Origin of the sequence: Flavobacterium sp., from assembly GCF_027484945.1 — a bacterium.
GTDB lineage: Bacteria > Bacteroidota > Bacteroidia > Flavobacteriales > Flavobacteriaceae > Flavobacterium.
Genome location: NZ_JAIXRZ010000055.1, coordinates 24468 through 46634, shown reverse-complemented (window position 1 = coordinate 46634; position 22167 = coordinate 24468). Strand labels below are relative to the sequence as shown.

The following is a 22167-nucleotide window of genomic DNA, read 5'->3' as shown; positions in this document are numbered from 1 at the left end:
GAATTGTATTTTAATATTCTTCTTTGGGATAAATAAACGTATCCATCATTTGAAAAGAGGCTTTTCCTTTTTCATCGACAAAATATTTAATAAGTGCTTCGCCCCAATAGGTTCCATCACTGTAATTGGCAATAATCCAACGGTGATTTAGAACTTTCATTTTATTGATTATGAACTTTTGTTCCCCCAATTGCTCTTGCCCTGTATAGCTATTACCTTTTGGATCATCATTAAACGCTAATAATTGTTCACGAATCGATGCCTCCAATTGCTTTACTTCAAAATTTACAAAATAGTTTTGTGCATATTCATTTTTTAATAACGAAAATGAATTCGATTCATCGAGCTGACTTGATAGTACTGCAATGCTATCCGACTTCATTTTTAAGGAAGCTGTCTTTGATTCTTTTTCAAATTTCAATTGATTACTGTAATAGACAAAGGTAAAAGAACCCAATAAAATCGAAATGATTAATAAATACAAATAAAGTTGACGTGCCATATTAAAGAGTAATTTCTAAGTTATCATAGGCCAAAAAAACATTTTCAGGCAATTGTTTCTCGCGTTCCGCATGAAAACCCATATGGTGACTAATATGCGTTAAATAGGTTTTTTGCGGTTGAATCAAAGTTACAAAATCTAATGCTTCCTGCAAATTGAAATGTGTTGCATGCGGTTCTTCGCGTAAAGCATTCACCACCAACACCTTTAGTCCTTTTAATTTATCAAGCTCTGACGACTCAATCGATTTTACATCGGTCAAATAGGCAAAATCCCCTATTCGAAAACCCAAAACGGGTAAACTTCCATGGTATACCCGAATAGGTTGTACCTCCCATGCACCCGCAGTAAAAGAATGGTTTGCCTGAATTTCATTAATGGAAACCGCAGGGGCACCCGGATAGCGATTTTCTGTTTCAAAAATATAGTCAAAGCGCTTTTGCAAATTAGCAATAACCCGTTGTTCCGCATATACGGGTAAGGAACCCGATTGAAAATTAAAAGGGCGAATATCATCCAAGCCTGCCGTATGATCGGCGTGCTCGTGGGTAAAAAGTAACGCATCGATACGACTGCAGCCCGATTGCAACATTTGCTGCCGAAAGTCGGGACCACAATCAACAACAACCGAATGCGAATCATCATAAATCCACACCGAAACGCGCAATCTTTTGTCACGAGAATCGCTACTCAAACAAACCGGGTGATTACTGCCTATGACCGGTATACCTTGAGAAGTTCCAGTTCCTAAAAAATAAACTTTCATCAAAATTGGAATTACTACTTTTCAAAAACCCAAAGGGTTCAGAAGCGTTAATTTTTCTACAAAATTAGGATATATTCGCATTAATTACCGCAATCGTTTTATTAACTTTGCGTAGCATTAAAATATTATGGCTAACAAAGAATTAAACATCAAGTTAAAAGGGGATCGTGTTATTGAACAAATACCTACGACCAAAGACAAAGCGTTACGTATTAACCTCAACGAAAATATTTACGGCACTTTTGCTGAAATTGGGGCTGGACAAGAAACCGTACGTCATTTTTTCCGAGCAGGCGGTTCATCGGGAACTATAGCAAAAGCAATGTCGGCCTATGACAAGGACTTTAGTGACGCTATTTACGGCAATGAAGATGATGGTCGCTACGTTACTGAAAGTCGGTTAAAAAAAATGCTAAATCATGAAGTACGCTTAATTGAAGAACGTCTAAAACGGGATAAACACCCGGATAAAATGTTCTTTAGTTACGCAAATACCGTAGCTACGATTGATTTTGCCAAACAGTTTAAAGGTCACGGGTGGATTGGCATTAAATACCAAGTAGAGCCCGATGAAGAGTATAACGAGATCATACTTCACATTCGTTTTAAAGAAAATGATGCCCGTTTACAACAGGAAACTTTAGGTATTCTTGGGGTAAACTTAATCTATGGCGCTTTTTATAAATACAACGACCCCAAGAAATTATTGCGTTACCTATACGATCATTTGGATAAAGATCAATTAGAAATTGATACCATTAATTTTTCTGGTCCACGTTTTGCTAATGTTGACAACCGATTGATGAGTTTACAATTGGTTCGAAACGGCATGACCGATGCAGTAATGTTTAGTCCAGAAGGAAAAAACATCTTACCAGCCGCTGTTTTATACAAGAAAAACATATTGGCTATTCGAGGGAGTTTCCGTCCAGTGACTCGCGTAAATATGGACATGTACAAGAAATCATTGGAAATTTTCTCCAAAGAAAACAAAGTAGATAAGGAAAATACATTTGTTGTTTTTGAAATTACGTTGTCCAATTTGCGTTCGGAAGGAGAAATAGACGAACGTGATTTTATGGATCGTGCTGAACTTTTATGTTCGTTAGGACAAACCGTAATGATTTCTAATTTTCAAGAATATTACCGGGTAGTAGAATATTTCTCCAATTATACGAAAGCCCGAATGGGATTGGCTATGGGAGTAAATAATTTGATCGATATTTTTGACGAAAAATACTACCGCCATTTAAGTGGAGGAATTTTGGAAGCATTTGGTAAATTATTCTACCGCGATTTAAAAGTATACCTATATCCCATGGAAATAGATGGTGAGATAATCACTTCACAAAACTTAAAAGTACACCCTCGAATGAAAGAGTTGTATAAGTTTTTTGCTTACAATGGTAAAGTGGTGGATGTAACAGACTTTGATCGGGCTAATTTGAAAATTTTCTCGCGAGAAGTTTTGAAAATGATTATGAACAATACTCCCGGATGGGAAGCCATGTTACCTGATGGCATTCCAGAACTTATAAAACAACACCATTTGTTTGGTTACAATCCAAATAAAATTCTGGAAGTAAACGAAAATTAAACTTAAAATCCCCTTTCGGGGATTTTTTATTTAAGAATTTGAGCGGCGTGCGCTTTTGTTTTGACATCGGTTATCACTTGATCTATAATTCCATCTTCATTGATAACAAAGGTCGTACGATGGATTCCATCGTATTCTTTACCCATAAATTTCTTAGGACCCCATACTCCAAATGCTTGAATTACAGTTTTGTCTTCGTCGGCTAACAGCGGAAATGGAAAATCAAATTTGTTTTTAAAACTAGATTGTGCTTTTGCAGAATCTGCACTAACTCCGAGCAATGCATAATTTTGCGCTTCAAAACGTGCGTAGTTATCTCGTAAATCACATGCTTCAGCAGTACATCCTGGTGTATTTGCCTTTGGATAAAAGAATACTACTAATTTCTTACCCTTATAATCAGCAATAGTGTGTACATTTCCGTCTTGATCTTTTGCGGAAAAGTTGGGCGCTTGATCTCCTTTTTGTAATGTTGTCATCGTATTTTTTATTTGTTAGGGATTCTATTAAATTCGCATATTAAAAATACAAAAATGACAAAGAAAGAACGTGCAACGTTTGTTATAAATACGTTAAATAGACTTTATCCGAGTATTCCAATTCCACTTGACCACAAAGATCCGTATACCCTTTTAATTGCGGTTTTATTGTCTGCGCAATGTACTGATGTACGGGTAAATTTAACTACACCGCATCTTTTTTCAAAAGCCGATAATCCATTTGATATGGTGAAGTTAAGCATAGAAACAATTCGTGAAATAATCAAACCTTGCGGACTTTCCCCAATGAAATCGAAAGCCATTCATGGTTTGTCGCAAATCTTAATTGAAAAATACCAAGGGGAAGTTCCTCAAAGCTTTGAAGCATTGGAAGCATTACCGGGGGTTGGACATAAAACAGCGAGCGTTGTAATGAGTCAGGCTTTTGGTGTTCCAGCATTTCCTGTAGATACCCATATTCATCGTTTAATGTACCGCTGGGGTTTATCCAGTGGAAAAAATGTAGTTCAAACTGAAAAAGATGCCAAAGCTATTTTCCCAAAAGAATTATGGAACGACTTACACTTACAAATCATTTGGTACGGAAGAGAATATTCGCCTGCACGTGGATGGAAGATAGAAAGCGATAGTATCACCCAGACGATAGGTAGGAAAAATGTAATCAAAGAAGCGCAAAAAAAATCCCGATAATGCACCTTATCGGGATTGAAATTTAATTAGAGATGAATTCAAACTGAAAAGAACCTTTTTTTACCACCTTTAAAGCTTTGGAATAATGGAGTAAAAATTGAACGGTTTCTTTTTTAGGAATCATTTTTTGAACATGAGTTGTGGTAGCGTAAAGTTTTGCCATAGCATGCAATTTAAATGTTATTCACTACAATAACGAAAGTTGCATGCATTTATTGTTAGTTGGTCAAAATAATTTTATTCTTGTCAATAACTTTTCGCAAATTCATAAGTGCATACCGCATACGCCCTAGCGCCGTATTAATACTTACACCCGTGATCTCAGCAATTTCGTTAAAACTCAAATCCTGATAAATTCGCATCAATAATACTTCTTTTTGATCGGCAGGCAACTCCTCAATGATGCGTCGTAAATCGTTTTCAATCACTTCATTAATCATTTGATTTTCAGCATTTTTATCATCATCTTTTAGAATGGAAAAAATTGAAAACTCCTCAGTTTCACGTAACATCGGCATTTTTTTATTTTTACGAAAATGATCAATAATCAAATTATGTGCAATTCGCATCACCCACGGCAGAAACTTACCTTCTTCATTGTAGGAGTTGGATTTTAAAGTCTTGATGACTTTAATAAATGTGTCTTGAAAAACATCATCAGCTACATCGCGATCGGACAATTTAGAGTAAATAAACCCATAAATTTTTGACTGATGTCTGTGAATTAATACCGCCAAAGCGTTTTCATCGCCAGCAATGTACTTTTTTACCAATAAAGCGTCGGGAGTGTGATTAGTAGCCATAAAATTACCTTTTAGTTTTGGGTTTAACAATCTAAAATTTTTTCTAAAAAGTAATTTTTATCAATAGGCCAAATGGGTTTGTGTGAATAATTTTATATTGTAAATATATAAAAATTTACTAATAAAAACCAAATAGTATTAAAAATTTTAACATTTAACTGTGAAAACGCTATTAAATGACTTTAATAGCTTCAATTCAAAGCCTTAAGTTCTCAAAGAAAATCGATCGTAATTCTCTATATTTGTAACTTATAATTTTGCTATGCTTTCCAACGATATTGCAACGCTCGAACCCAAAAAAAACATCCTAATTAAAGGTGCAGGTATTCACAATTTAAAAAACATTGATGTTGCCATACCTCGAAATCAATTGGTTGTAATTACAGGTTTATCGGGCTCTGGAAAATCTTCTCTTGCCTTTGACACTTTGTATGCAGAAGGACAGCGACGCTATGTTGAAAGTTTATCGGCTTATGCGCGGCAATTTTTAGGACGTTTAGACAAACCCAAAGTAGAATACATCAAGGGAATTGCTCCCGCTATTGCTATCGAACAAAAGGTAAATACAACCAATGCCCGTTCTACAGTTGGAACATCGACCGAAATATATGATTACCTCAAACTTTTGTTTGCGCGTATCGGTAAAACTATTTCTCCAATTTCTGGAGAAGAAGTAAGAAAAGACCGAGTATCCGATGTGATCGACTTTATCAAATTGACAACTTTAGAATCCAAGTGGTTATTATTGGCGCCAATACACCTTGAAGAAGGGCGACTTTTAGAAGACAAACTCAAAGTGCTTTTGCAACAAGGTTTTTCACGTATTCTCGTTAATAATGAAACTGTTCGTTTAGATGAAATAGAGTCACACGCATTAACACCTAATGATCTGTTTCTAATCATTGACCGAATCGTAGTTAAAAAAGAAGAAGAATTTTATAACCGACTTGCCGATGCTGTACAAACTGCTTTTTTTGAAGGTAAAGGCATTTGTTATCTTCAAGAATTGCAAACTTCGGAACGGAAAGAATTTAGTTCCAATTTTGAAAAAGACGGAATGTCGTTTTTGGAACCTAACATCCATTTGTTTAGTTTCAACAACCCCTACGGCGCTTGTGCTAAATGCGAAGGATATGGAAATGTAATTGGTATTGATGAAGATTTAGTAATACCTAATACGGCATTGTCTGTTTTTGAAAATGCAATTTATCCTTGGCGGGGCGAAAGCATGAGCTGGTACCGTGATCAGCTAGTAAACGCGGCATATAAATTTGATTTTCCAATTCATAAACCTTTTTTCCAACTTTCAGCAACACAGAAGGAATTGCTATGGAAGGGTAATTCCTATTTTGTTGGACTCAATGCTTTTTTTCGCGAATTGGAAGAGAAAAATTATAAAATTCAAAACCGGGTACTTTTATCCCGTTATCGGGGTAAAACAAAATGTCCTGAATGCAAAGGTAAACGGCTACGTTTGGAAGCCAATTATGTTCAAGTGGGCGGAAAAACCATCGCTGAATTGGTCGACCTTCCTATACGAAAATTGGTGCCTTTTTTTGACGAATTAAACCTTTCAGACCATGATTTTGCTGTTGCAAAACGTTTATTAATCGAAATCAAAAATCGATTACATTTTTTGAGAAATGTTGGATTGGACTATCTAACGCTTAACCGTAACTCCGCTTCGCTTTCGGGAGGCGAATCACAACGCATCAATTTAGCCACTTCGTTGGGCAGCAGTTTGGTGGGGTCTATGTACATTTTAGACGAACCAAGTATTGGATTACATCCAAAAGATACCGAACTATTAATTGATGTGCTTAAAAATCTCCGGGACTTAGGAAATACCGTCATTGTGGTTGAACATGATGAAGATATCATGCGGCAAGCGGATATGATTATTGATATCGGCCCAGAAGCAGGCAGTCACGGCGGACAATTGGTAGCACAAGGAACCTTTGAAGAAATCCTAAAAAACAATTCCCTAACTGCCCAGTACTTAAATCGTTCACTCCAAATAGAAGTACCCAAAAAACGGCGGAATTGGAATGCTTATATTTCTATTTTGGGTGCACGCGAAAACAACCTTCAAAATCTAGATGTCCGTTTTCCTTTGGAGTGCCTGACAGTAATTACCGGAGTCTCGGGAAGTGGCAAAAGTACCCTAGTAAAGAAAATTCTATTTCCAGCATTACAAAAGAAATTAGAGGGCATTGGAGAGAAAGCGGGACAGTTTTCTGAGTTACAAGGGCATTACCACCGAATCCATCATATTGAATATGTAGATCAAAACCCGATCGGGAGAAGTTCACGTTCAAATCCTGTTACGTATATTAAAGCCTATGATGATATTCGGGATTTGTTTGCAAAAGAAAAACTATCGAAAATACGGGGGTATCAACCCAAACATTTTTCATTCAATGTAGATGGCGGTCGATGTGAAACGTGTAAAGGTGATGGAACAATACATGTGGAAATGGTTTTTATGGCCGATGTAGAATTACCCTGCGAAACATGTGGCGGTAAACGTTTCAAGAAAGAAATATTAGAGGTGAATTTCAACGGCAAAAACATCGATGCTATTTTAAAAATGACTATTGATGATGCAATTGTATTTTTTAAAGAACACAACCAAATAAAAATTACGCAAAAACTGCAACCGTTACAAGATGTTGGATTAGGGTATGTGCAATTGGGTCAATCGTCATCTACACTATCAGGAGGTGAAGCTCAACGTATTAAATTAGCCTCTTTTTTGGTAAAGGGCTCCTCAAAAGAAAAGGCATTGTTTGTTTTTGACGAACCCACAACGGGTTTACATTTTCACGATATTAAAAAACTTTTGGCCTCTTTTGATGCACTACTAGAAAAAGGACATTCGATTCTTGTTATCGAACACAATTTAGATTTAATCAAATGTGCCGATTGGATAATCGATTTAGGACCCGAAGGCGGGGAAAATGGAGGACAATTACTAGCCGAAGGAACTCCTGAAGAAGTTGCGAAAAACCCCGACTCCCTAACAGGATATTATTTGAAAGCCAAATTATAATCGATAAAATTCAGAACTGGATTATTCCAGAACAATTTTCTTTGTAATTCGTTTTCCTTCCGATTCTACAATACCGAGATACATGCCTCGTTGTAAATGTCCCACTGAAAATCCTTTTACCAATGGTGCATTTTCAACGAATTGAGTGAATACCGTTTTCCCGTTGATATCCAATAAAGAAAACGTGTAATTTGATTGTGGTAAAGTACCTAAATTTAAATATAATTCATCGGTCGCGGGATTAGGAAAGATAGTCACCAAATTATCGTTTTGCTCAACCGTATTAAGCGGGGAAGTACTTGCTACTGCAAAATGTAACGCAGCACCTGTAGCCGCTTTGGCAACATTAAAATTATAAACGGGGTCCATATTGACTAAAAAATCAGTAGCCGTATGTCTATGTGTTGTCTCGTTGGTTTCAAAAAAACCGGTAATTACTTCGTTATTGGCTTGAAACGACATATAATCAGAAGCATAGGCATACGATAAAAATGTGTTTAAAGGCGAATACAATTCTGTGCATGTAATTAATTGATTAGTAAACGCATTGGACGCTGCATTGTTACTTGTTGGGGTAGAAGTATCGCGTTCACAAGTAATTGTATCATTAATTAAACCCGCAACACCCCCTATTTCATCCAAATTAAATACCAAACGAATATTCATTTTTGGTGTTGTTCCATTGACGACAGTTGAAACATAATTTTGACTCCCACGAAGCCCATCTTCTTCTCCAGAAAAATTGATAAATTTTATGGAATATTCGGTTGGAACATTTCTCAAAAGTCGGGCTACTTCTAATATTGCAGCCACTCCACTCCCATTATCATTAGTGCCTGTTCCCACAATTGAATCATAATGACCACAAATAATCAGAAACGTATTGGGATATGTTGTTCCGATTTTGGTCACGACCAAATTTTTACAAACCGCTGAAGAACCCGAGTACGTATACGAAAATTCTTGAAGTTGATTGGCGGTGTAACCATAGCTTAAATACTTGTTTTTCAACCAATCTAAGGTGTTTTGCAATGCTGCTGTTCCTCTTCGTTTTACCCCTAAGGCTTCAAATTGGGTCAAACTCGAAGTAATGTTATTTTGGGAACATTGATTGACTATATCGGCATACGCTTGTACAAAAGTTTGCGCCTTTGAGGCAAAAGGTGCAACTAAAAGTAACATGAAAAGTAGTAGGTGTTTTTTCATTAATGTAAAATCGAATTTAATAGAAATTGGTTTCAAATATAATTAAAAAAAAGAAATGTAAATACTATCTTTTTTAAACTGAAAAGACACTATATCAACAAGTTAAAATTCATTAACAAATCATTGACAATTAATTATGCTGATTTGGCACACCAATTGGAATATGCTTTGCATCAGAAACACCTGATCGAAGAAGCTGAAAATCGTAAGAGTAAGCATAACCGATTAAATTTTTGAATTATGAAAACAATTACCCTTTTCACAAGTTTAGTTTTACTATTTGGCACTGCAAATGCAACCCCATTTAATTCTAACACAAATATGTCAATTGATTGGTATCATTTTAATCAAAATGAACCCATTACGTTTACCGAACGCGGTGTTGCTTTTTTCGTTTTCCCTAATGGTGATTTTGATTTTAATACCCGTCCCGATGCTAATGATGGAAGTTATTATTTCCGAAGAGCAAACACAAAAGAAACAGCGCGTAGTAGCAGTCCTTTAAATTATGGGGTTTTGATTGAATTTGATTATTTCGGACGTGTACGTCGGATAGGAAATACATTTATCAATTACGACGGTCGTAATCGTGTAAGCCGAATTGGAAGTGTATTTATGCGGTATAATCGATTTGCTTTAGTTCAAATTGGAGGATTACATCTAGTTTACAATCACTTAGGCGAAATTGTTGATTATGTTGGAAGTGTAAAACATACGGGGTTTACCTACAGCAACTTAGGAAACCCTTACACCCATAATGCAGGATACCCCTGTGGTAATTCTTATGGATTTGATTACAATAATTACTACTACCGTACCGATAGAAAAAACGCAACGGAAGTAGTTAACCAAAATATAAATAGCGTTAAATAATTGGTTGGTTAGTTAGTTTGAAAGCCCTGATAGTATGATCTGTCGGGGTTTTCTAATTTTAGAGACGCAGTGAACATTTAGCAGCAACATTTTGAATTACTTGATTCACCTCAGCTGAAATATTCATTTTATAATGCAACGCTACATAAAACAGTGTCACTAATACCGATTTTAGTGTAATATTGAGTATTGGATGAAATGGAAAATCCCAAAAATAAAATACCAAAAACCCAAGACAAACAATTCCGAATGAAGTAATCGTTTTGGAGGTAAAGGGAAATAACTTTAGCTTTTTAATCACAAATAAAAATTTGATGGTATTGTAAATCATAATGGTCAAAAGTGTTGCAAAAGCCGACCCATTAATTCCATAACGTGGAATAAACACTGCATTTAATACTATCATCAATAGCACCGTTCCTACTCCAAATAGTAATACTGTTCGGTAATAATGGGTATTGACAATAATCGAATTATTATTACCCAATACTACATCGTAATATTTTGAAAATCCAATCATAAACACCACCCACAAACCTGCCGAATAATCATCGGGTACGATAACATACATTTGATTAATATTTACAAAAATTAACAACAGTATAAAACCACCACTTACTTGCAGATTGATTGAAGTCTTTTTATAAAGATCATTAAGTTCGTCCCATTTTTGTTCAATCATCAATTTTGCTGTAATGGGCGCGACAATTTGAGTCATCGCTCGATAGGGCACCGCAATCACAGTAGCAAAAAAAATCGCCACAGAATATACGGCATTGGCTTCAATTGCTTTATACTTTGGAATTAACACTTTATCAAAATCAACTAACATAACAGCAACACCTCCCGAAACAATAATAAACGTAGAATAGTAAACCACTTCGCGTATATTTTCTGGAATAACAAGTTGAAATTTGGGTCGTCTAATTTTCATAGCATAAAGAAACATCCCCAGCGTTTGCAGTAGATAAGCACCTACTACGCAGTATACAAATTCGGACTTGGTTAGTTGATCAAAATGCACCATAAGTAACAGTACCATTACGAGTGATCGAACCAAAACTTCACTAATTAAATTACCAATTACCGATTGCATATGAACTTTCACCCAAGCGTAAAACACTTCAAAATACGCCATTAACAGTCCAACTACCGGAATTAACCAAAAGAAAGGTGCTAAAGATGGATTTTCTTCTAGCCAAATACCCGCAATAGCATCATAATAAACATAGAATACAATCCCCATCGGAATTATCAGAACCAAAGGCATCAAAACAATAAAAGATAAAAACTGATCTTTTTTTTCCTCAGTTTCGTATTGGGCAAAGAAGCGGATTATTGTATTTTGAACCCCAAAAGCCATGATCGGCATTAAAATATTGGCACCCGACAATACCGTACTCACAATACCATAATATTCTTTTTCTAAAAAAGAGGTGTAAAAAAATAATGCATTGACCGCACCAATTCCAAAACCGAAAAAAGTGATGAGTGTGTTGCGAATCGATTGTGTTTGTACAATACCCATTAGAGTTGTGTGATTTCGTGCGCCAATTGTTGGGTTAAATATTTCCGAGAATACTGTTCCAACCCAACGGGATTGGTTTTCAATTGACCGGATTGATAATCATGAAACCAGTTTAAAATTTTGGCTTTTAAAGCTGTTTTTTCTTGGTAATTAAAAAACACTCCCGTGTTTGTCGATTGTATTATTGAAGCAAAATCAGAACCCTGTGGACCCATTGCCAAAATTGGTCGGCCCGAAACCATATATTCAAACAATTTACCAGGAATAATACTGCGGGTGTCGGGTGAATCGATTTCAATTAAAACCAATACTTGTGTCTTTCGTTGTTGCGCTAATGCTTCTTCATGAGATACATAACCCAAATTAACAACATACTGGGCTAATTCGTGTTGCGTAATACTCTGCAGCACTTCTTCACTCGTTTTGCCAATTAATTTAAGTTGGAAATTTGCCGCAAATTCGGGATATTCCAGAACCAATTCTTGCAACGACTCCCAAAGAATGATTGGATTTCTATCGGATAAAAATGACCCTATATGCGCTAAACTAAACTTGTCGTCTAACGTTTGAGGCGGAATCGCTTCATGGTCATATCCATTGGTTATTACTGTAATCGGACGGTTGGACGAGGTAAGGGCATGGAACTCCGCTTTGGTTGTCGGACTCGTTACCAAAATCAAGTCGGCACTATTCAACACTTGTTTTTCAAGTTGTTGATGCTTTCTTTCAGCATACGACGACAATTTCAAGGCTTTGTGATAGCCTATTGTTGTCCAAGGATCCCGAAAATCGGCAATCCATTTCACCTTTATTTGTTGCTGTAAATGCAAACCAATTAAATGCAAACTATGCGGTGGACCTGTAGTGATAATCGTTTCAATTTGATTTTCAACTATATATTTTTTTAAAAATGCAACCGATGGATTAACCCATAAAAAACGAGCATCTGGAATAAATATATTACCCCTCACCCATAATAAAAACCGCTGCAATACGGTTTGCTTTTTTACAGAAGGAATAATACCTGAACTAATTTTTTGGGTAGCTTTTTTTGAAAAAAAACCAGCAAACCAATACGGCTCCCAAATTTTCTTTTTCAAAATAATCGTAGCTGGAGAAACATCGGAAACCAACTTTTCATCAACAATTGGATACGTTGGATTTTCGGGTAGATAAACGATAGGTTGAATGCCAAAATCGGGCAAATATTTCACAAATTTTAACCAACGCTGCACTCCAGGTCCACCGGCGGGAGGCCAGTAATACGTGATAATTAGTACTTTGTTGGTGGGTTTCATTGGTTGACCAACTTTTTTCGTGAATAATTAATTCCAACAACGGTTACAACAAGCATAAGTAAAAAACTTACCATACTTAATCTACTTCCGGTTTTAACTACCTCGGGCTCAAACTTAAACTCGATTTGATGTTTTCCTGCCGGGATATTCATTCCGCGTAATGCAAAATCTACCTTCATATAGTCGGTTAATTTTCCATCTATATAGGCATTCCAACCGTTTTTGTAATACATTTCAGAAAATACAGCAAATCCTTTATTTTGGTTGTTGGACGCGTATTTTAAATGATTCGGTTGATACGAAAGCAATTGTATAGTTGCCGTACTGTCTTTTACAAATGCACTTTGGGCTACTTTAAAATCGGCTTTATTGTAAACTGCTGCCTCCTTAGTTGATAATTTATCTAGTGATTTCATTACTGCATCATCGTTTTCAACTCCAATCAGTTTTGAAACAAACCAAGCATTTCCATTTGCATTTTTATTAACAGTTGGGAATTGCTCGCCTTTTTCATCGACTTGAATAATGTATTTAACATTCAACATATCAATTACTTCACTGTTATTTTTGGCAATTTGATAATCGAATAATTCTTGGATAGCCCTTGGTTTTACAGCAGAATAACCACCAATAGATTTATGGAAAAAAGAAGCTCGGGCACTATTCATATTTCCTTCCACCTCCAAAACCCGGTAATAGGTTGAGTCTTGAAGAATCTGCTCATCCACAGGAGTAATTTCAAAAGGTTGCTCTACTTGATGCGCCGAAACAAAATCGTCGCTATTTACATATTTTTTATCTACCCAAAACAAGTCGACAACCATTAATAATCCAACTCCAATTACAACTGTATCGACTGCCAATTTATCTTTAGAATAACGCCATAAAACCACAAAAGCAACGGCCATAAAAATTGTCGATCGAAGTAAGTCAGCCGCATACATTGTCATACGATCTTTTTGCAAAGCTTCAATAAAACCAAGCCCAAACTGTTTATCTTGAAATTGATTTAAACTGCGAAGTATTTCACTATCCATCGGACCCGTGAAGTCGAATTGACTCTGCATTAAAAAAAGTAAGCCTATCAAAACCAAACAGGTCATTCCAGTTTTCTTTAAACTATCCCAACGTTTATCTTGATTGGTAGTCATAAAAGAATGTAAGCCCATAACTGCCAAAACCGGAACACACAATTCAAGTATTACCTGTATTGAAGAAACGGCACGAAATTTATCATATAGTGGCACATAATCAATAAAAAAGTCGGTAACAACGCTACAATTTTTACCCCAGGACAACAGCAATGAAACAAATGCTCCTCCCAAAAACACCCATTTAAGTTGGCGTTTATCATGGTATAATGCCAAAACGAATAAAAAGAAAACAATAGCTCCAATATAGGCAGGGGCCGCTACTATGGGTTGATCTCCCCAATAGGTGCGCGCCATCCCATCCGTAAATTGACGTGCTTCGGTTGGATTTGCACCATAATTCAACATAAAATTATAGACACTGGAATCATCACTTAATTTCTCATCGTTTCCGCCACCAAATAAGCGCGGAGCAATCAGGTTAAAACTTTCGGCGATTCCATAACTATATTCGGTAATGTAACTGCGATCGAGTGTTGTTGTAGCGGTTTTGGGTTTCCCCAAGGGGTCTAATTTTAAGGTACTTTTACCACGGGTACTAAAAGCAGCATACTCTTGTGTGGCAAGTAATGACGTGGCATTAGCCCCTAGAGCCAATACAACTGCCAAGATAAAAGTGCTCGCAATTTTAACCCATTCCGAATGCGCCTGTTCTTTAACCATTTTTATACCATAGTAAATACCCAATCCAATTAAAACGATGAGCAAATAGTACGTCATTTGGAAGTGATTGGCATTAATTTCTAGCGCAACAGCAAACATGGTGAGGATTCCCCCAAAAATGTACTGCCGTTGAAATACCATAATAACCCCAGCAACAACCAACGGCATATAAGCAATAGCATGGGCTTTGGCATTATGACCTACTCCGAGAATTACAATTAAATAGGTTGAAAATCCGAAAGCTAATGCCCCAAAAAACGCTTTAAGTGGGTCTGCTTTTACAACCAAAAGCAAAACATAAAAACCAAGAAAATATAAAAATAAATAATCCGCTGGTCGTGGAAGAAAACGCAACATAGAATCCAATTCACCTATAAAATCGTTTGGATATTGTGCGCCCAATTGATAGGTAGGCATCCCTCCAAAAGCACTGTTAGTCCAATAAGGTTCGGCATTTGCAGTAGCCCGAAAATCCTTTTGCTCTTTGGCCATACCTGTATACTGAACAATATCACTTTGGAAGATTTTTTTACCTTGTAAAACCGGGTAAAAATAAAACAAGGCTATGATTACAAAACCCAAAACAACGAGTGCATGGGGATATATTTTTTTAAGTATTTCTTGCATTTTTGGGTTCATAAGAAAGGGATTGTAGTTCAGTCTACTTCTTCAAAATCGATATAGTCGCCCACAATCTCTTTTTTCTTTTCGGGTTTTTGTTGAGGAGATTGCTGCTGCTGTTGGTGTTGGCGAAACTTTTCTTCCATTTGTTGATTTGCTTTTTCAACTACTTTTTTGGCCAATATTGGCAATAGCAAACGGGCTATAAATTTGAAAATGTAATAAAAAATAAGAATATATAACAGCGTTCGTAATAAACTAGCAAAATTAGCTTCTTGCATTGGGTTGAATTTTGTCAAAAATACTAAAAACCCCAATTCCTTTGCAAGGAAAGATCATAAATAAATAATAAAAAGTGTACTTTTGGATTACCTAACCGCGAACCTTAGACTTATGAAGTTTACTTTGTTTTTGATTTCTGTTTTGACGTTGTACTCCCCTTCTTCATTGGCTCAATATACCGATGAAATCAATACTAACCGCCCCGGCGAATCGATGAATGCCTATGCAGTTGGTCTGAATGTATTGCAATTTGAGTCTGGTTTCAACTATGTTTCAGAAAAATATGATAAGAACAAATACAATACGGAGGGGTATGGTATCAATCTCACTACCCGTTATGGAATTTGGAAAGAGCAATTTGAGGGAATTTTAGAGTTGAGTTACCAAAACGACAGTTATTTTTCTAAAGCTGAAAATTATCACCGTGAGGGTTTTCGTAGAATGCTACTAGGAGCGAAATACCTCATTTATGACCCCTTCAAAAACTTTGAAACCAAACCCAATTATTACAGCTGGAAAGCCAATCATAAATTCAATTGGCACATGATGATTCCGGCACTTTCAATTTATGCAGGGACCAATATTCGTTTAGGAAATAATCCGTTTATGTACAATGGAGAACGTTTAGGCACGATAAGTCCAAAAGTAATGCTTGCTACACAAAATACATTTACAGGTGCTTGGGCAATTGTAACCAACGTATTTATAGATAAAATTGGTTCAAACAATCAAACTATTGGATTTATTGGAACAATTACCAAAGGATTTAACCGTTGGTCTGGATTTATAGAAGGAAAAGTGCTGAGCGGAGGCTACTACCGGGATACTTTTATGACTGGAGGGGTTGCCTATTTATGGGGATCAAGCTTTCAAGTAGACGCTTTTGTAAGTCAGAACATGAAAAACACTCCAGCAATCACCTATGCTGGCTTAGGAGTTTCTTGGCGCACAGATACGAACTATGAAGATTATATGATTCGGGCTCCCAAAAAAGAAAAGAAAAAGAAAAAAAAGGGCAAAAATAATTTTGGCAATAAAAAAGAAAAAACTTCTGTAAAAAAACGCTTGGACGATGTCCCCCCGGCTAATCCTTAAATTATGATCACGCTATTAGAAGCCAATACACCACAATTAATGAATGCATTTGTAAAGTTTCCGTTTGAACTTTACAAAAACAACCCGTATTGGGTCCCCCCTTTAATTCAAGATGAACTGGACACGTTTGACCGTTCAAAAAACCCCGTTTTTGCCAATGCAGAAGCTTATTATTATTTAGCCCAAAAAGAAGGGGAAATTGTAGGCCGTATTGCAGCGATCATCAACTGGGAAGAAGTGAATAATCAAGGGAAACGCAAAGTTCGGTTTGGATGGTGGGATGTTGTTGATGACATAGCGGTTACTGAAGCGCTGTTGGAAAAGGTATACGAACTCGGCCGATTAAACACTATGGATCACGTTGAGGGTCCGATGGGCTTTTCTAATCTTGATAAAGTTGGCGTTGTTACAGAAGGATTTGACCGAATTGCGTCGATGATTACATGGTACAATTATCCCTATTATAAAGAGCATTTGGAGCAATTGGGGTATCGTAAAGAAAAAGAATACCTCGAAAGTGTATTTAGTTTTTCCAATATTGACATAGCACCCTACGCGCGTGCAGCAACCTACATCAAAGAACGATACGGATTTTATTGTAAAAACTTTACGACAACCGATGCTATTCTACCTTACATTGATGAAATGTTTGATCTCTTTAACAAAAGTTATGCGCGGTTAGCCTCTTTTGTAGCTATAAATGAAGTCCAAAAAAGTTTTATTAAGGAAAAATACATCGGATTAGTCAAACCTGAATATGTCAAATTTATATTTGATAAAAATGGTAAAATGGTTTGTTTTGGAATTGTCATGCCTAGTTTTTCGGAAGCCTTACAAAAAGCAAAAGGGAAGTTATTTCCTTTCGGTTTTTTACACTTTTTAAAAGCAAAAAAACGCCATAATGAAGTTTTATTTTATTTAATTGGAATTGATCCCGACCAACAGAATAAAGGAGTTACAGCAATTGTTTTTGAAGAGTTTCACAAGTCGTTTTCGAAGCACGGCGTACAAAGTTGTATCCGCACACCTGAGTTGGAAGAAAACATGGCCATTCAAAACATCTGGAAAAACTTCAGACCCGAAGTATTTCGCCGAAGAAGAACTTATCGAAAATCATTGTAATCGATAGATATACTAAACAAAAAATCCACCTAATAGGTGGATTTTTGAATTATTATTGATATGAAAACAATTAGGAAACATCAACAGTTGTTGCTTCAGCAATAGTTTTATAGGTTCCATTTTCTAATTTTTCACGTATCGCTTCAAAAGCAGCCAACGTTTCATCAATATCGTTTTTGGTATGAGAAGCTGTTGGAATCATTCGCAATAAGATGATACCTTTTGGAATAACCGGATATACTACAATCGATAAGAAGATATTGTAGTTTTCGCGCAAATCATTTACCATAACCATGGCCTCTGGAATCGAACCTTCAAGATAAACTGGTGTAACACAAGTATTGGTATCACCAATATTAAATCCACGCGAAGTAAGTCCGTTTTGCAAATAATTGACATTATCCCACAACTGCTCTTTTAATTCAGGCATTGTGCGTAACATTTGCAAACGCTTTAAAGCTCCAACGGTCATAATCATTGGTAACGATTTAGCAAACATTTGCGAACGTAAATTGTATTTCAAATAGTCAATTACATCTTGATCGGCAGCTACAAAAGCTCCTATACTTGCCATAGATTTAGCAAATGTGGAAAAATAAACATCTATACTGCTTTGACAACCTTGCTCTTCTCCAGCACCAGCTCCGGTTTTACCCAAAGTACCAAAACCATGTGCATCATCGACTAACAAACGAAATTTATATTTTTCTTTCAAAGCCGCAATCTCTTTCAATTTGCCTTGTTGACCGCGCATTCCAAAAACACCTTCGGTAATCACTAAGATTCCTCCACCATTTTCTTCTGCCATTTTGGTTGCGCGTTGCAAATTTTTCTCTAAACTTTCTACATCGTTATGCTTATACGTAAACCGTTTACCCATGTGCAAACGAACACCATCAATGATACATCCATGGGAATCCACATCATAAACAATTACATCATTTTTAGTCACTAAGGCATCAATAATTGACACCATACCTTGGTAACCAAAGTTTAATAAATAAGCAGCTTCTTTTTGAACAAATGCAGCCAATTCATTTTGCAATTGCTCGTGTAAAGTCGTATGCCCACTCATCATTCGAGCTCCCATTGGATAAGCAGCTCCATAACTTTGTGCGGCTTCTGCATCAACTTTTCGAATTTCTGGATGATTGGCCAATCCCAAGTAATCATTGATGCTCCAATTCAAAATTTCTTTACCTTGAAATCGCATACGGGGACCCAACTCACCTTCTAATTTTGGAAACACATAGTAGCCTTCAGCTTGAGAAGCCCATCGCCCTAGCGGACCTTTGTTTTGTTGTATTCTTTCAAATAGATCTTTTACCATGACAAAAACGCATTTTAAAGGGACAAAAGTAACGATTAGGTGCTTGTTATCCTAATGTTATTTAACGATTATATTAACAACAAAAGCGGCACTTTTTAACGATAAACAAAGGAGTAAAACAATCGAGCATCCTTTTAATAAAATGTTTGAATTTTATTATGAAAAAGACACGTTCAGGCCTATTCTCTGTAGATTTAAAACCCAAATCCAATAGATTCAAAGCGATTACTTAGATTTGCAAAAAAATACATATGAAAATCGTTTTTGCTTCCAACAACCTACATAAAATCGCTGAAATACGTGCAATGATCCCGCAATCTATCGAATTAGTAGGACTTCAAGATATTGGTTGCACAATCGACCTCCCAGAAACCGCCGATACAATAGAGGGAAATGCCCAAATGAAAGCCGATTACATAACGCATCATTACGGATTACCTTGTTTTGCTGATGATACGGGTTTAGAAGTTGAAGCATTAAACGGTGCGCCGGGAGTTTATTCTGCTCGTTATGCTGGTGATCAAAAGAATGCGGATGACAACATGGACAAACTTTTATATGAATTAGAAGAAAAAACTACACGTAAAGCACAATTTAAAACCGTTATCGCGTTAAATTTAAAGGGCGAATCCCATCAGTTTACAGGAATTGCAAGTGGAGAAATACTACGCGAAAAAAGAGGAGCACATGGCTTTGGATATGACCCTATTTTTGTTCCCAATGGGCAAAATTTAACTTTTGCTGAAATGGATGCAGCTTCAAAAGCAGCTCTTAGTCACCGTGGAAAAGCAGTACAATTACTAATTGCATTTTTATTAGTTAAATAAGAAAAACACTGCGACTCTAGTAAACAATCTACTTTCCTTTACCTAAGTCTGTAATTTAAATCAGAAATCCCTACCATTATCATATTTAACATTTGTTTAATTTTCTGATTATCAAGCGAAATAGACTGTAAACCCCATGCACTAATCACTTAATAATTAGCTATATCCAATTATTAAGCCTACCTTTGCACCCGAATTAATACGATCTAATGAATAAATTTGAACAATTAGGCCTTAACGCCTCGCTTTTACAAGCAATTGGCGATATGGGATTTGAAACTCCATCAGAGATTCAAGAAAAAGCGATTCCTGTGCTTTTGGAACAGGAGACTGACCTTGTGGCTTTGGCCCAAACCGGAACCGGAAAAACTGCAGCTTTTGGTTTTCCGTTAATACAAAAAATAGATGTTGATGACCGCACTACGCAGGCATTGATTTTGTCCCCAACCCGCGAACTTTGTTTGCAAATCACTAACGAATTAAAGCAATATTCCAAATATATCAAAGGACTCAATGTAGTTGCTGTATATGGTGGAGCGAGCATAACTGAACAAGCCCGTGAGGTAAAACGCGGTGCGCAGATTATTGTTGCGACTCCAGGGCGTATGCAAGATATGATTAACCGTGGCTTTGTAAATATTAAAAACATCGCCTACTGTATTTTGGATGAAGCGGATGAAATGTTGAACATGGGTTTTTATGATGATATTTGCTCCATTCTTTCCGATACTCCCGATGATAAGTCAACTTGGTTATTTTCTGCTACTATGCCTGCCGAAGTGGCCCGTATAGCGAAAAAATTCATGTTTGATCCTGAAGAAATTACGGTTGGAGCAAAAAATGCTGGAACAGCTACTGTATCGCACGAATTTTATGTAGTTAATGCTCGTGATCGTTATGAAGCACTTAAACGATTGGCCGATGCTAACCCGGATATTTTTTCAGTAATTTTCTGTCGCACCAAACGTGATACACAAGCGGTTGCTGAAAAATTAATTGAAGATGGCTACAATGCTGCAGCTTTGCACGGCGATCTTTCACAAGCGCAACGGGATGCCGTAATGAAGTCGTTCCGTGGTCGTCAAATTCAAATGTTGGTTGCAACCGATGTTGCCGCACGTGGAATTGATGTAGACAACGTCACGCACGTAATCAATTATCAATTACCCGATGAAATTGAAACCTATAATCACCGATCGGGACGAACCGGTCGTGCTGGAAAATTAGGAACTTCTATTGTCATTATTACCAAATCTGAAATCCGTAAAATCCATAGCATTGAAAAAATCATCAAACAAAAGTTTGAAGAAAAAACAATTCCAGGTGGGATGGAAATTTGTGAAATTCAATTATTGCACTTAGCCAATAAAATAAATGATACCGAAATTGATCACGAAATCGACAACTATTTACCGGCAATCAACCAAGTGTTTGAAGGGTTGAGCAAAGAAGATCTAATTCGCAAAATGGTTTCGGTAGAATTTAATCGTTTCTTGAATTATTATAAAAAGAAAAAAGACCTTTCGGGTGAACGAAGCAATAACGAACGTAGTTCTAGTGGAGCAATTAAAGCGGGTGACGCTGTTCGGTATTTTATTAATATCGGATCACGCGATGATTTTGATTGGATGAAGTTGAAAGATTTCTTGCGCGAAGCACTTGAATTGGGTCGTGACGATGTATTTAAAGTCGATGTTAAAGAAGGATTTTCATTCTTTAATACTGATGGCGAACATGCGGAAAAGGTTATGGATATTTTTGCCAATTTCCAATTAGAGGGCCGAAAAATAAATGTAGAAATTTCTAAAAACGACGGTGGAAATCGCCGCGGAGGCGGAGGTGGACGCAGTGATTTTGGTGGAAAACGCGAACGTCGTGATCGCTTTAATGATCATACGGAACGGAGAAGCGAACGCCGCAGTGACCGGAGCGAAAATCGTTTTGAAGGGCGAAATGACCGAAGAACGGACAGCCGTCCCGAAGGCCGACGCTCGGAAGGTCGACGCTCGGAGGGTCGCAGTGACCGTAATCCCGCAAACAAAGCCTTTGAAGCGGCAAAGCGTCGTAGAAAAAGTTAACATAAGCCCTCAAATGAGGGCTTTTTTATTGAATCAAAATACCGTTTATTTCAATATTTACTCTAAAGCCTTATTTGCAATTGAATATTATCTATTAAGATTTAATTTTCCTGATGCAATACATTATTTATCCTATCAAACGTAGACTAACCAAAATCTTCTGTTGTTAATTTTCTTATAATC

19 protein-coding genes are annotated in these 22167 nt (G+C 36.6%); 8 read left to right on the top strand and 11 right to left on the bottom strand.

The window, feature by feature from the left end; genetic code table 11:
* Window positions 1–10: 10 nt before the first annotated feature.
* Complete coding sequence (locus Q0039_RS07465) at window positions 11–502, bottom strand: hypothetical protein (RefSeq protein WP_297511263.1); 492 nt, start codon at window positions 500–502, stop codon at window positions 11–13.
* Window position 503: 1 nt separating this feature from the next.
* A complete protein-coding gene (locus Q0039_RS07460) occupies window positions 504–1268 on the bottom strand; it encodes an MBL fold metallo-hydrolase (protein ID WP_297511261.1) in 765 nt (254 codons plus the stop codon).
* Window positions 1269–1395: 127 nt separating this feature from the next.
* On the opposite strand from Q0039_RS07460, the gene Q0039_RS07455 reads away from it, so the two are divergent.
* Window positions 1396–2865: a TonB-dependent receptor gene (locus Q0039_RS07455; RefSeq protein WP_297511259.1), complete on the top strand. Its 1470-nt coding sequence runs from the start codon at window positions 1396–1398 to the stop codon at window positions 2863–2865.
* Between the two features lie 26 nt (window positions 2866–2891).
* Here Q0039_RS07455 and bcp read toward each other — a convergent pair whose 3' ends face one another.
* The gene (gene bcp, locus Q0039_RS07450) at window positions 2892–3344 is read right to left on the bottom strand and encodes a thioredoxin-dependent thiol peroxidase (protein WP_297511257.1); all 453 of its coding nucleotides are present in this window, start codon (window positions 3342–3344) and stop codon (window positions 2892–2894) included.
* A 54-nt stretch (window positions 3345–3398) separates the two neighbouring features.
* Between bcp and nth the strand changes: the two genes are divergently transcribed.
* Complete coding sequence (nth, locus tag Q0039_RS07445) at window positions 3399–4055, top strand: endonuclease III (protein WP_297511255.1); 657 nt, start codon at window positions 3399–3401, stop codon at window positions 4053–4055.
* A gap of 22 nt (window positions 4056–4077) precedes the next feature.
* On the opposite strand, the gene Q0039_RS07440 is transcribed toward nth, so the two are convergent.
* Window positions 4078–4218, bottom strand: a complete 141-nt coding sequence (locus Q0039_RS07440) for a hypothetical protein (protein WP_297511254.1) — start codon at window positions 4216–4218, stop codon at window positions 4078–4080.
* A 55-nt stretch (window positions 4219–4273) separates the two neighbouring features.
* The gene (locus Q0039_RS07435) at window positions 4274–4858 is read right to left on the bottom strand and encodes a sigma-70 family RNA polymerase sigma factor (protein WP_297511252.1); all 585 of its coding nucleotides are present in this window, start codon (window positions 4856–4858) and stop codon (window positions 4274–4276) included.
* A 262-nt stretch (window positions 4859–5120) separates the two neighbouring features.
* Here Q0039_RS07435 and uvrA point away from each other — a divergent pair, with 262 nt between their 5' ends.
* A complete protein-coding gene (uvrA, locus tag Q0039_RS07430) occupies window positions 5121–7910 on the top strand; it encodes an excinuclease ABC subunit UvrA (RefSeq protein WP_297511250.1) in 2790 nt (929 codons plus the stop codon).
* Between the two features lie 21 nt (window positions 7911–7931).
* On the opposite strand, the gene Q0039_RS07425 is transcribed toward uvrA, so the two are convergent.
* Window positions 7932–9116: a M28 family peptidase gene (locus Q0039_RS07425; protein ID WP_297511248.1), complete on the bottom strand. Its 1185-nt coding sequence runs from the start codon at window positions 9114–9116 to the stop codon at window positions 7932–7934.
* Window positions 9117–9356: 240 nt separating this feature from the next.
* Between Q0039_RS07425 and Q0039_RS07420 the strand changes: the two genes are divergently transcribed.
* On the top strand, window positions 9357–9989 hold the full coding sequence (locus Q0039_RS07420; protein ID WP_297511246.1) for a hypothetical protein: 633 nt from the start codon (window positions 9357–9359) through the stop codon (window positions 9987–9989).
* A 58-nt stretch (window positions 9990–10047) separates the two neighbouring features.
* Here Q0039_RS07420 and Q0039_RS07415 read toward each other — a convergent pair whose 3' ends face one another.
* The 4 genes from Q0039_RS07415 to Q0039_RS07400 are packed head-to-tail and all read right to left on the bottom strand — an operon-like array spanning window position 10048 to window position 15531.
* On the bottom strand, window positions 10048–11517 hold the full coding sequence (locus Q0039_RS07415; protein WP_297511244.1) for a polysaccharide biosynthesis C-terminal domain-containing protein: 1470 nt from the start codon (window positions 11515–11517) through the stop codon (window positions 10048–10050).
* A complete protein-coding gene (locus Q0039_RS07410) occupies window positions 11517–12815 on the bottom strand; it encodes a glycosyltransferase family 4 protein (protein ID WP_297511242.1) in 1299 nt (432 codons plus the stop codon). The genes Q0039_RS07415 and Q0039_RS07410 overlap by 1 nt, the downstream gene beginning before the upstream one ends.
* On the bottom strand, window positions 12812–15268 hold the full coding sequence (locus Q0039_RS07405) for a YfhO family protein (protein WP_297511240.1): 2457 nt from the start codon (window positions 15266–15268) through the stop codon (window positions 12812–12814). Before Q0039_RS07405 ends, Q0039_RS07410 begins: the two co-directional genes overlap by 4 nt.
* A 17-nt stretch (window positions 15269–15285) precedes the next feature.
* Complete coding sequence (locus tag Q0039_RS07400; protein WP_297511238.1) at window positions 15286–15531, bottom strand: DUF4834 domain-containing protein; 246 nt, start codon at window positions 15529–15531, stop codon at window positions 15286–15288.
* A 112-nt stretch (window positions 15532–15643) separates the two neighbouring features.
* Between Q0039_RS07400 and Q0039_RS07395 the strand changes: the two genes are divergently transcribed.
* Both Q0039_RS07395 and Q0039_RS07390 read left to right on the top strand, forming a co-directional pair.
* Window positions 15644–16627, top strand: a complete 984-nt coding sequence (locus Q0039_RS07395; protein WP_297511236.1) for a transporter — start codon at window positions 15644–15646, stop codon at window positions 16625–16627.
* Window positions 16628–16630: 3 nt separating this feature from the next.
* Complete coding sequence (locus Q0039_RS07390; protein ID WP_297511234.1) at window positions 16631–17749, top strand: GTP cyclohydrolase; 1119 nt, start codon at window positions 16631–16633, stop codon at window positions 17747–17749.
* Between the two features lie 70 nt (window positions 17750–17819).
* Here the strand turns inward: Q0039_RS07390 and Q0039_RS07385 are convergent, their stop codons facing one another.
* Window positions 17820–19079, bottom strand: coding sequence for an aminotransferase class I/II-fold pyridoxal phosphate-dependent enzyme (locus Q0039_RS07385; RefSeq protein ID WP_297511233.1), 1260 nt, complete (start codon window positions 19077–19079; stop codon window positions 17820–17822).
* 251 nt (window positions 19080–19330) lie between these two features.
* On the opposite strand from Q0039_RS07385, the gene Q0039_RS07380 reads away from it, so the two are divergent.
* Both Q0039_RS07380 and Q0039_RS07375 read left to right on the top strand, forming a co-directional pair.
* The gene (locus tag Q0039_RS07380) at window positions 19331–19906 is read left to right on the top strand and encodes a non-canonical purine NTP diphosphatase (RefSeq protein WP_297511231.1); all 576 of its coding nucleotides are present in this window, start codon (window positions 19331–19333) and stop codon (window positions 19904–19906) included.
* Window positions 19907–20115: 209 nt separating this feature from the next.
* Window positions 20116–21984, top strand: a complete 1869-nt coding sequence (locus Q0039_RS07375) for a DEAD/DEAH box helicase (RefSeq protein ID WP_297511229.1) — start codon at window positions 20116–20118, stop codon at window positions 21982–21984.
* Window positions 21985–22167: the final 183 nt, after the last annotated feature.